The sequence below is a fragment of the Acetanaerobacterium elongatum genome, from assembly GCF_900103835.1.
Taxonomy (GTDB): domain Bacteria; phylum Bacillota; class Clostridia; order Oscillospirales; family Ruminococcaceae; genus Acetanaerobacterium; species Acetanaerobacterium elongatum.
Genome location: NZ_FNID01000011.1, coordinates 1 through 12,048, shown reverse-complemented (window position 1 = coordinate 12,048; position 12,048 = coordinate 1). Strand labels below are relative to the sequence as shown.

General features: G+C 47.7%; 11 protein-coding genes. 10 read left to right on the top strand and 1 reads right to left on the bottom strand.

Translation table 11 applies throughout. The features are described 5' to 3' along the window. The first annotated feature begins 9 nt into the window (after window positions 1-9). From BLR50_RS05090 to BLR50_RS05040, 10 genes are all read left to right on the top strand, one after another. Window positions 10-783, top strand: a complete 774-nt coding sequence (locus tag BLR50_RS05090; RefSeq protein ID WP_092639223.1) for a distal tail protein Dit — start codon at window positions 10-12, stop codon at window positions 781-783. Window positions 784-787: 4 nt separating this feature from the next. Then, window positions 788-3,307 (top strand): phage tail spike protein, encoded by a 2,520-nt coding sequence (locus BLR50_RS05085; RefSeq protein ID WP_092639221.1) that lies wholly within the window; start codon window positions 788-790, stop codon window positions 3,305-3,307. A 212-nt stretch (window positions 3,308-3,519) separates the two neighbouring features. Continuing rightward, complete coding sequence (locus tag BLR50_RS05075; RefSeq protein ID WP_423230280.1) at window positions 3,520-4,098, top strand: hypothetical protein; 579 nt, start codon at window positions 3,520-3,522, stop codon at window positions 4,096-4,098. Beyond that, entirely contained in the window at window positions 4,095-6,566 is a 2,472-nt protein-coding gene (locus BLR50_RS05070) for a glycosyl hydrolase family 18 protein (protein ID WP_092639217.1), read from the top strand. Before BLR50_RS05075 ends, BLR50_RS05070 begins: the two co-directional genes overlap by 4 nt. A gap of 80 nt (window positions 6,567-6,646) precedes the next feature. Next, the gene (locus tag BLR50_RS05065) at window positions 6,647-7,060 is read left to right on the top strand and encodes a phage holin family protein (RefSeq protein WP_092639215.1); all 414 of its coding nucleotides are present in this window, start codon (window positions 6,647-6,649) and stop codon (window positions 7,058-7,060) included. Further along, window positions 7,057-7,770, top strand: coding sequence for an N-acetylmuramoyl-L-alanine amidase (locus BLR50_RS05060; RefSeq protein ID WP_092639213.1), 714 nt, complete (start codon window positions 7,057-7,059; stop codon window positions 7,768-7,770). The genes BLR50_RS05065 and BLR50_RS05060 overlap by 4 nt, the downstream gene beginning before the upstream one ends. A gap of 133 nt (window positions 7,771-7,903) precedes the next feature. Further along, window positions 7,904-8,122, top strand: a complete 219-nt coding sequence (locus BLR50_RS05055) for an SHOCT domain-containing protein (RefSeq protein ID WP_092639211.1) — start codon at window positions 7,904-7,906, stop codon at window positions 8,120-8,122. A gap of 51 nt (window positions 8,123-8,173) precedes the next feature. Then, the gene (locus BLR50_RS05050; RefSeq protein ID WP_092639209.1) at window positions 8,174-9,736 is read left to right on the top strand and encodes a recombinase family protein; all 1,563 of its coding nucleotides are present in this window, start codon (window positions 8,174-8,176) and stop codon (window positions 9,734-9,736) included. Continuing rightward, window positions 9,737-10,153: a recombinase gene (locus BLR50_RS05045; protein ID WP_092639207.1), complete on the top strand. Its 417-nt coding sequence runs from the start codon at window positions 9,737-9,739 to the stop codon at window positions 10,151-10,153. 2 nt (window positions 10,154-10,155) lie between these two features. Further along, on the top strand, window positions 10,156-11,727 hold the full coding sequence (locus BLR50_RS05040; RefSeq protein WP_423230279.1) for a recombinase family protein: 1,572 nt from the start codon (window positions 10,156-10,158) through the stop codon (window positions 11,725-11,727). 108 nt (window positions 11,728-11,835) lie between these two features. On the opposite strand, the gene BLR50_RS05035 is transcribed toward BLR50_RS05040, so the two are convergent. Then, the coding region (locus tag BLR50_RS05035) for an IS3 family transposase (protein ID WP_143008049.1) at window positions 11,836-12,048 on the bottom strand (213 nt) is incomplete at its 5' end.

Here is a 12,048-nt window from a genome sequence, read left to right as displayed (position 1 = left end):
GGTGTTGGCATGGGCTTTATTTTCAACGGAATTTCATCACAAAGCATGAACGTCAAGGCTCGTCTGACCTCTTGGCAGGCTTCGCCACCCTTGCGTAATTCCTTTGTTTCCATACCCGGCAAGCCCGGTGTGGCAGACTTTGGCAGTGATAGCGCAGAGCGGATCATAACTGTGAACTGTAATGTTGCTCCAATGCACAATCTCGCTTCTCTGGTTGGAGTGTTAGATGGCCTTGCCGAGTGGTTAGATCCCAAAAAAGGGCTGAAACAACTTGTGTTTGACGATGTCCCCGACCGCTATTTCACAGCGAGACTGCAGGATGCCGTGAACTGTGAACGTCTTATTCGCTCGGCAGGTTCATTTGACTTGAACTTCGTCTGTCCCGACCCACATGCCTACGCTTTGACGGACGAGAGTTTTACGCTAACCCAAGAGGGTGCAAATACAATCACGAGGAGTAAAGGAAATACAGACTCATTGCCTGTCTTCCTTTTGAAAGGCATCATTCCGTCAGGGGCATCAACCTATGTGTCATTGAAAACGAATGACGAAGAACTTCGCATTGTCGGGCCTTTGTCCGCCGGAGAAACCCTCGTCATCGACAGCGGTTTAGTTACTGCCAAGGTGGTAGACAGCACGGGCGAAACGCTCCGGAATGGTCTACCTCTGCTTCAAGAGTTGAATTTTCCAATTCTCCGCAAAGGAACGAATATCTTAACCATTACGGCAATCGGTGCGACATTTACAGAACTGCAAATACAGGCGAAGAGCCGTTGGAGGTGAGGACATGGCGGTAAAATCCATATTGACTGCTCAAACAGACTTTACGGGCGAGATTCCTGCAACCGAAAAAACATCAGCACTCTGGCGTTTCAACGAATCCACGCCGGACAGTAATAACCACCTTGCAGACTCTTCCGCCAACGGACGGCATTTTACGGTCTCCGGTTGGAGCGGCACAACCGCTTCTTTACCAAACGGCAGGTTTGGGCGGTATTTCCGAATGAACATCAACAATCCGACCACAGAAAAAACGCACCTTGTCGCCACAAACAATGGTACGTTCTTTTCTGATATCGGTGAGAAAATTGCCGTCGGCGGTTGGATTAACCCGACCACCTATTCTGTAGGGCAGAACTACATTCCGCTTTTCAATACAAGGCAAGGACCCGGTCAGCCTATTTTTTATATCTCCCTCTATCAAGGGCGGCCGCGAATGATGCTCTATAATTCATCAGGAACGCTTATCCTTGACCAAACCGAAACACCTGGATTCAACATGGTCAATGGTGGTTGGTATTTTCTCTCTGCAATCATAAACGTGACAGAAAAAACATCTCAGATAGTTCTGTGTAACCGTGCTGACGGTGAAGTTTGGACAGCCCCTTTGCGAACATTTACTGGTACATTGAATCCCTCCTGTATAGCGGATATCGTTATGGGAATGCACGCAAACCAGTATTACTACGCAGGTGGCTTGGACGAGTGGTTCTTTGAAACAGACAGCAACTTAGCTATTGATGACTTGATTCACTACTTCCGTCAAGCAATGCTTGCAAATGGAGGAGACACTTCGGGTGACGTGGATGCGTTAACTGAGCCGGGGGTTGTCACCCTACGTAAGGGAATTGGTAATCTCTACCCCGAAAGCGGCCAACTGACGACTATTGCCACCGAATGCAGCCTTGCCGGGAGCGGTCGAGTATCTGCAACAAGTGAATACACCGCGGGTGTCACATCCATTTCACTGATAGAAACATCAACCTCAGATGATCTGCAGAACTGGTCGGCATGGCAGGCAGTTGGCACAAATGGCGAACTGACCTCGCCGAATCGTTCATATATCCGCTACAGGGTAACGCTCACCACCAGCGATACAACGGTTACACCAAAGCTACTCGATATAACGCTTCATGATATCCCAAAATCTCCGTATGAGAAACTGGGTTTTGCGCGCCCTGTTATTTTGGATGAGAACGGAGCGTGGGAAACGGTTCTGGAGAATGCTTATGACATCATTGTTACGGGCGAGATCAACGGAGCGGACACCCTGGAATTCAAGTTGCCTTACAGTGACCCGAAGCGCATAATGCTCGACAACGAGAAGCAGGTACAGATTGCTGAGGATGTTTATCGTATTCGGACAATGACAGATGAAAAAGGCTCGGATGGCAACAGTATACTCACAATGGTCTATGCGGAAGCAGCATTCTATGACCTGACTTTTTCTGCAGAGAAACAACCAGTTGAATTCAACGCTGACCTGCCCGCTGTTCCGATGGCATTTGCACTTGCGGGTACAGGCTGGGAAGTCGGTACAGTAAATGTAACCACCCTGAGAACATGGACCTGCCAAGAAAAAAACGCACTCTCCATACTTCGAATGGTACAGAACATCCATGGCGGCGATTTGGTATTCCACAGCAGGGACAGACGGGTGGATTTACTGACATTCAGCGGAACAGACAGTGGAGCGCTCTTTGCCTACCGTAAAAACCTGACTGGGATTAAGCGTGTAGTTGATACCCGATCCCTTGTCACGAGGCTCTATGCTATCGGTAAGGACGGTATGACGTTCGCTGCAATCAATGGTGGCAAGGACTACGTGGAGGACTTCAGCTATTCAAGCGAGGTGCGGGTAGCTACCCTTGACTGTTCTAATTTTACAAACCCCTATCAGATGCTTGAATTTACAAATATGCGGCTTGCCGAATATGCAAAGCCCCGCGTATCCTATGTCCTATCGGCGATGGATTTGTCCGTACTGACGGGTTATGAGCATGAACGATGGGATTTAGGTGACATTGTAACCGTTGATGATAGGGATTTAAATCTAACTATTAAAACACGAATTGTACGCCGCCAGTACAACCTTCAAGAGCCATGGAAAACCGTACTGGAACTCTCCACGAAACTTAGAGAACTGGGCGACTCTTCCTCCTCGACGATTGCTGACCAGTTCGACCAAAGCAACCTCATCGGGCAGGAAATTAAAGATATGGTGCCCTTTAACCATTTGCGAAACTCTCGAGCCGACGACGGCTTCGCCTATTGGCAAAATAGCGGTTTTGAAGTGGATACTGAAAACGGTGTGTCCGGTACAGCTTCCTTTAAGGCAGTTGGCGTAGCGAATATGACCAAAAGTATGGCCCAAACAGTTTATCCGGCATCAAGACGCAACTACACCATATCGGCGCAAATAGGATCGAATAACCTAAGCAAGGGAACGAACGGACAGGTCGGTATCGAGCTAGTATTTGAATACGAGGACGGGACAACCGAAACACGATTTATTGATTTGTATTGAGAGGACGGTGAATTTGCATGGTATCTTTTCAACAAGTGGCGCGGGATGCATCACCCAAAGGTTATGGCAGGCTGCGTTCCATCACCCTTCGACTTGTTATACAGAATTGCACGGGAGAAGTATTTTTCACCGATCTAATGCTTCAAGCAGGTGTCGTTGCAACGGGCTGGGTCGGCCATGTCTGTGAAATTCAATGGACTCTCGATGGGTAGGTGGTACTTATAGTCATTAACAACTTCATCCGATTTGCAGAGGTAATAAAACTCAAACAGGACAAACGAATCGTTAGCGTAACCATCCGACCACTCATAGCCGACTGTACTGGCGAGATTTACTACACCGACCTTCAACTTCAAGAAGGCGACAAACTAACAGGCTATACGCCCCACAACAACGTTATGCTCCGAAATAGCGGAAATACTCCTCGCTACCAAAATGCCGTGGTGCGTGGCAGTGCGACTCTTGTCCTTTTTAACACCGGAGAAACCTCAGCGGGTCTTGATTTATATATCTATCCGAAACAGCCAATGTCGGCGGGAAGCATTGAAATTTCACAGGGCATGGGTTCACATAAGTGCAAATTTACATCGGCGGTGAATGCGGGTGATGAATTTGCCTTAAAAGCTGTGGCAAGGGAATGTCTGCGAAATGGCAGTCCCACATCCAAGGAGGGATTTTACCAATATACCGCCGCTTATGACAGTAAGCATCAGATTAAGCTGGAAAGCGGAAAATCGGCGAGGGTCTACCTTGAATATGTAGAAATGATGGAAGGAGATCCGCGCTTATGAGCAGGGATTATCTTAGGGGAAAGAAATGCATGGTATGGTCGTTCATGGGCAACACCCGAATGCACCAAGCCTTGAATAATTACGGAGACCGTTTTGAAACCGTCGGCATTTTCACCTTTGAGGTGGACATATCAGGAACGATAACCGAAACAGGTACACCGATATCCAGCATGATGCCATACATCAATAAATGGCCCAAAGTGCGTTGGTTTCTGACCGTGATGAATCACGGCACAGCTTCTATATTCACTGCTCTGCGGAATAACGAAAATGGTGCAAAGACTAAGTTTCTATCTGAATTAGTGCGGATCATGCAGAAATACCCGTGGTGCGCTGGTGTGGATATCGACTTGGAACGCGGCGGTGGGTATGAGAACAAGGACGCAGCAAATATTCTCTTTCGAGATATATACCAAACCGTCAAAGCGTACAATCCCGCCAAACTGGTCAATATCTGTTTGCCCGGTATGACTGGCGTCCAAGGCTCGGTCGGCGGTGAGAACTGGTGTGTCTATGCCGATCTCGATGCGTACTGCGACACGGCAGCGATTATGTCCTACGGTATGTCTTGGGCTGGCAGTGCGCCGGGTCCTGTCTCTCCACGTGACTGGCTTGTCGGTGTGTATGATTATGCTGCCAGAGTAATGAACCCACAAAAGATTTATATGGGTTTGCCGGGTTACGGTTGGGAGTGGCAGATATATGCAAACCCTGCCGACCTCGGCAAGACATATCGTGGCGTGTCACTTACCTACTATGCCGCTAAAATATGGGCGGAAGGCGGGTATAACTTCACGGGTAATGCTCCTCCGCAGCCGATGATACCGTGGCTTGCCTACTGGGACGATTACGATCAGGTACCGTATATGCTCCCTCAGGTATACGATTATGCTGAGGGCGGCGATGCAACCGACCGAGAAGCCCCTATCATCGGGGAAACCTACAACCGCCGACGATACTTAACTTGCTACGGAAAAACACAAAAGGCAGAGTTTGGCACAATCTATATTGACCGGGACGGTGTGCCGGATAGTTATACAGAGGGTGTGGTTATTGGCAACGGAATGATTACGCTCTCATCAGAAACGGGTACAGCGACCTACGATTTTACCCTTCCGCAATCGGGAGTTTATGATGTTGCCGTCCGTATCTGCTTTCCGTACTGGGATAAGAACGGTATCAACATCTCACTTGATGGGTCCACGGTTGGATTCTACGAAAGCCGCCTATGGTGGCCATATTGGAGAAGCACCTTCTGGGTGGCTCTTGCCAAAGGGCGCAGCTTGTCAGCAGGAGAACACACCATCACCGTTGACGGCGGTGTGGTTGGCGCACAGTTATATGGCTTTCGTCTTTGCTCATCGTTTTCAGAACGGCCCTCAGCGGGTTCAGCTACCTTTGAACTCTCACCGCGCAGTTTCAAGGACGTGAACGGGAGTATGGCTGTTCCGGACAAAGGCTTCAAGCTGACCACCGAGATTCTTCGAAGAAAACCCGACTCGGCTTTAGTGTGGTATGAGGACTTCCGGGACCCCATCACACTGCAAAGCACTTACTGGACTACGCTTTCAGGCAATTGGGCAGTCTGGCGAAGCGATGAATATGCAACCGGAAGGGTTTATTCACAACTGGAAGGTAGTGGCCAGCTTGCCTGGAGATATGACAGTTTCTCTGATGTTCATCTTCGAGCTCGGCTTGCTTTCCCTCATAATGGAAGCGGGCGTGCTGGGGTATTTATCGGTAACATCTTCTGTTGTATCAACATTGACACGCAGCAAGTGGAACTCTATCAAGGATCTGTTTTGCTCGGCAGCTATGGTTCCGCTTACTATAAAACACCCGCCTCCGACATACGCACAAACCCCAATATGTATCTCATCGAAATGAGGAAACGCGGCAACCGCGTGAGGGTCTATTCCGGCAACAGCAACACCCTCCGCTTCACGGCAACGGTATCACCGACAAGCGGTTATTGTGGCATTCGGTCGGACAATGAAATCAAGTGTGAACTTCTGCGTTTAGGCGATGCCTGGACTTACGAACCGTATGAAGCCTTTGATGTGACGATGCCAAACGGTACTACCGAAACTTACGGCAGGATCGCCCGGAGTAACGTGACATGGGACAGTGAATTCGAGGTATTCACGCTGTCTTCAGACGTGGAGGAATCCTCTACCCGAAGTGAGGATATCTCGATGGACTACGACTTCGTGCATTCAGCGATGCTATACATTCCCTGCAACGCTGACTATACTGCAAAATTCACACCGCGCGATATCAACGTCTGGTGCTCGAGGATATTCCTCGGCGATGGGGATGGTTTTGGTATCGTCTACTACCAAGATGTAGATTCGATCGTCTACTGGGCAAATGAAGCGGCATACCGATGGTGTTTGCGTGGGTTTGCCTTATGGTCACTCGGTCAGGAAGACTTACGGCTTTGGGAGGCACTCCCGAAACTGAGTTAAAAATGACCATTCATATCAGCATTAGCGCCTGCTTATTTTAGCAGGTGTTTTTTATGCAATAAAACAGGAGGAAAACAAAAATGAAAGAGATTTGGAATTGGATTCAGGTTGTGTTTACAGCCATTGGAGGAACCCTTGGCTGGTACTTAGGCGGATTGGACGGTTTCCTTTACGCACTCATCGCCTTTGTAGTTGTCGACTACATCACAGGTGTGCTTCGTGCAATTGTGGAAAAGAAACTTTCCAGCCGGATCGGAGCACAGGGTATCGCCAAGAAGGTAGCGCTATTTCTTGTGGTCGGCATTGGTCATCTCATTGACACTTACCTGCTCGGAGGCACAGGAGCACCACTTCGTACAGCGATTATCTTCTTCTACATTACTAATGAGGGTATTTCTCTTGTTGAGAATGCCACGGCTATTGGGCTACCTGTGCCTGAAAAGTTAAGAGATGTGCTGGCACAGCTTCATGGAAAGGACGGCGAAACGAAATGAACTTTCATAAACTCATTTTAACCAACAATGCTTGCTACAAAGCTGGCCGAACTATCACTCCTAAGGGCATCATGGTGCATTCAACAGGGGCAAATAACCCGAACCTCAAACGCTATGTGGGTCCAGATGACGGTCTGCTGGGCAAGAACCAGTATAACAACCATTGGAATCAGGATAAGCCGGATGGGCGGCAGGTCTGTGTACATGCCTTTATTGGCAAACTGGCAGATGGCAGTATCGCAACCTATCAGACTCTGCCCTGGAACCACCGAGGCTGGCATGCCGGAGGTTCTGCTAACGATACACACATCGGCTTTGAAATCTGCGAGGACGGGTTGACCGATGCCTCGTATTTTTCTGCCGTATACAAGGAAGCCTTGGAACTTTGCGTCTACCTTTGCAAACAGTATGGGCTGACAGAGAAAGATATAATCGGACATTACGAGGGGTATCAGAAAGGTATCGCTTCAAATCATGGCGATCCTAAAAATTGGTTTCCAAAGCACGGCAAGAGCATGGATACTTTCCGTGCTGATGTTAAGGCTGGGCTTGCAGCAGCAGTAACGCCCGCTCCCGTCACACCGACTGCTCCGAAAAAATACTACCGTGTGCAGGTAGGTGCGTACTCCGTTAAGGCAAACGCAGATGCTATGCTTACCAAGCTTAAAGCTGCTGGCTTTACGGATGCCTTCATCAAGTACAGCGAGTAAACATATACGTAATGATGCCTACTGGAGAATATTTCTCTGGTAGGCATTATTTTTTTGCTCTTTTTTGTACGAAGGGCTTCATTTTTTCCAGTGGGTAGTGAGGACAAGAGTTCTCAGACTGGAGGACAAATACATGACTGTTATTGGCTCAATACCAGAAATTAAATATGAAAAGAAGCCTGTTCCACAAGAGCAATTGCAGCGCGAAGTTGATTATATACGAGCACAGCGGATGCTCGATTCCATGCTTCAATCTGGACTTATTTCCTTGTCGGAATTCAACAAGATAACCTTATTAAATCGAAAATCTTTCTCTCCTGCGCTGGCACAGATTATGCCCGAAAAGCGTTGATATAACTGAGCTTTAGAGGTAATATGTCACACTGACCAAGGAGGTGAGAATTTGAAAAAGGTTACGAAAATAGGTCAAAACACAGCTGATGTAACTGAGAAGTCCAAGCTACGAGTTGCGGCTTACTGCCGCGTGTCTACAGACAGCGATAAACAACTCGAAAGTCTAGACACCCAAATAAAGCATTATGAAACCTACATCAAAGCAAATCCTGATTGGGAGTTCACCGGACTTTATTATGACGAGGGCATCACCGGCACAAAAAAGGAAAAGCGGCCTGAATTGCTTCGAATGATTGCAGACTGTGAAGACAGAAAAATAGACCTCATTGTAACGAAGTCTATCAGCAGATTTGCTCGAAATACAACCGATTGTCTTGAACTGGTCAGAAAGCTACTTGACCTTGATGTTTTCATTTATTTTGAGAAAGAAAATATCAACACTGGGTCAATGGAAAGCGAACTCATGCTGTCAATCCTGAGTGGACTGGCTGAGAGTGAGTCGGTATCCATTGCGGAAAACAGCAAATGGTCAGTTAAGCGCAGGTTTCAAAATGGGACCTTCAAGATTTCCTATCCGCCATATGGCTACGATACAGCTGATGGAAAACTGGTTATAAACGAATCACAGGCGGAAATAGTACGTTTTATCTTCTCTGAAATTTTATCTGGAAAAGGCACCGGGAAAATTGCGGATGAGCTAAATCGCCGCGACGTACCATCCAAGAAAGGCGGCCGTTGGACGGCGACGACAATTCGTGGAATAGTCGGTAATGAAAAATATACAGGAGATGCTATTTTTCAAAAGACCTACACCGATATGCACTTCAACCGTCACTACAATTACGGTGAAAAAGATCAGTATCTCATTAAAAATCATCATGATGCGATTATCAGCCATGAAGATTTTAATGCCGCGCAAGATATCATTGAACAACGAGGCAAAGAAAAAGGCGTAAAAAAATATCAGGGTAAGTATCAGAATCGATATCCATTTTCAGGCATAATTATCTGCGAGAATTGCGGCGGAAGATTCAAGCGCCGTATCCACTCTACCGGCAGGCATAATATCGCATGGTGCTGTGCCAATCATATTACGGACACCAAGAAGTGCTCAATGAAGTACATTCCCGAGTCCAGTATTGAGTATGCATTTGTTATCATGATGAATAAGCTCATCTTCGGCCATCAAATTGTCTTAAAGCCTCTTCTGAGGGGCCTTCGCAGCATCAGCTCTGAAGACAACATATCAAAATTGAAAGACCTTGATAAAAAACTCGAAGAAAACGCAGAACAACGGAAGGTACTGGTAGGTCTTATGACAAAAGGCTACCTTGAACCTGCCGTTTACAATAAGAGCAACAATGAGCTTCTGCAGGAGGCCGAGCGCATACAGCGACAGAAAGAATCCATATCCCGCTTCATAAATAGCGACAATATAAACCTGCATGAGGTCAGTGAACTATTGCAATACGCCACAAAGGCGATGATGCTGAAGGGTTTTGACGGTGAACTTTTTACCCGTTTTGTGGAGCGGATTCATGTATATTCGAGAACGGAAATCGGGTTTGAGCTCAAATGCGGCATTACGCTGAAAGAAAGGTTGGTGAGATAAATGGGCCACATTCTATATGGTTACCAGATTATAAACGGAAAAGCCGAAATTGATGAACAAGCTGCCGAGCGGATAAAAACATTATTTCAGTCCTATCTGACCGGTGATTCGTTGGCAACGGCAGCAAAAAAGGCCGAAATTGCAGCATACCATGCGGGAGTCGGCAGGATGCTTCGTAATAAACACTACTTGGGTGATGAATATTATCCGGCGATTATAGACCCAGACACATTTGCGGCAGCCGAAGCGGAACGTATCAGGCGGGCAGAAATGCTCGGTCGTATCCGCGAATCAAAACAAGAACCTGAAGTGGTCTATCCCACTGTTTTCCGCATCCGTGAAGGCACAGAACGGCTTGACGACCTGTTCCAGCAGGCGGAATACGCCTACAGCCTGATAGAAAGCGAGGAACCGTGAAAATGAAAGAAAAAATGACTATTACGCTGCTTCCGGCAAGGAAAAAGGCCGGGTTGCCAAAGAACGAAGAAGAAAATCCGAAACTTCGCGTTGCCGCCTACTGCCGCGTTTCTACCGATAGTGACGAACAGGAAACCAGTTATGATGCACAAATTACCCATTATACTGCATACATAAACAGTCACCCTGACTGGGAACTGGCTGGAATTTATGCAGATGACGGTATCTCAGGCACTAATACAAAAAAGCGCGAGGAGTTTAACCGCATGATTGACGACTGCATGGCGGGCAAAATCGACAAGGTAATCACCAAGTCCATCAGCCGGTTTGCGCGAAACACAGTGGATTGCTTAAATTATATCAGAAAGCTGAAAGAGAAAAATATTCCCGTATATTTCGAGAAGGAGAATATTGATAGCATGGATTCCAAGGGTGAGATCATGCTCACCATTATGGCATCTCTTGCACAGCAGGAAAGCCAGTCCTTAAGTCAGAATGTAAAACTGGGTCTGCAGTACCGTTATCAGCAAGGCGAAATTCAGGTCAACTGTGCCCGCTTCCTCGGCTACACCAAGGACGAAAACAAACATCTGGTGGTCGTGCCGGAGGAAGCCGAAGTCGTCAAGCGCATCTACCGGGAATATCTTGAAGGGGCCAGCATGCTAAAAATTGCCCGCGGGCTGGAAGCCGACGGCATCCTAAACGGCGCGGGCAAAGAACGCTGGCATACCAGCAATATCAACCAGATTCTGCGGAATGAAAAGTACATCGGAGACGCCCTATTACAGAAAACCTACACAGTTGATTTTCTCACAAAAAAGCGGGTCAAGAATAACGGCCTTGTCCCGCAATACTATGTGGAAAACAGCCATGAAGCCATCATCCCGCGTGAAATTTTCATGCAGGTGCAGGAGGAACTGGTGCGTCGGCGTTTAATCCATAAAAGCCCGAACGGAAAGAACCGGGTGTTCAGCAGCAGCCACTGTCTGGCGAACATCGTGTATTGTGGCGTTTGCGGGGAGTTTTACCGCCGGATTCACTGGTACAACCGGGGCAAAAAGTCCATTGTCTGGCGCTGCATCAGTCGCCTGGAAAACACCGGATTGTTCTGCGACGCCCGCACCGTGCCGGAAAGCCAAATCGAGCAGGTGCTGGTCAAGGCCATTAACCAAACGCTTTGCGACAGGGACACCTTTCTTACGACGCTTCAGAACAACATTGAAACCGTCCTGAGCCACGGGAACGACCAGGTCCTTGCCGACATCGACAAGCGATTGAAAGAGTTGCAGGCGGAGCTTTTGAAACTGGCTACTTCCAATGCGGATTACGAAAAAGTAGGCAACGAAATTTACCACCTGCGCGAGGAAAAGCAAAAGCTTCAGCTGGAAAGCGCCGGGCGGGATGAACAGAAAAAACGTATCTCCGACATGGGCACCTTCCTTCGGGAGCAGCCCACCGCCCTGACCGAATACGATGAGTCGCTTATCCGGCGGCTAATTGAAAAAGTCACAGTATACGAGGACAAATTCACTGTGGAATTCAAGTCTGGCTTGACGGTGGATATAAATGAATAAGAATGAAAATGAACAAGGCACTCTACAATGAACTGCATCCCGTCAAGAGGACAGCGAAAAAACATAAAATTTTCCCGACCAGTGGTGAACAAAACCACTGGTCGCTTTTTATGCAGCGAAGTAGAGATTAAATTTCTCTAACGGTGTCAGAACACCCAAGTTGCGTTGCACACGCCGGGTGTTGTAATAGCTGATGTAACTCTCAATCATCTGAATAAGTTTCTGCTTGCTGGTGAATCTCCGACCGTAATAGCGTTCGCGTTTCAAAATGCCCCAGAATCCTTCCATAGGACCGTTGTCGATGCAATGTGCCACACGGGA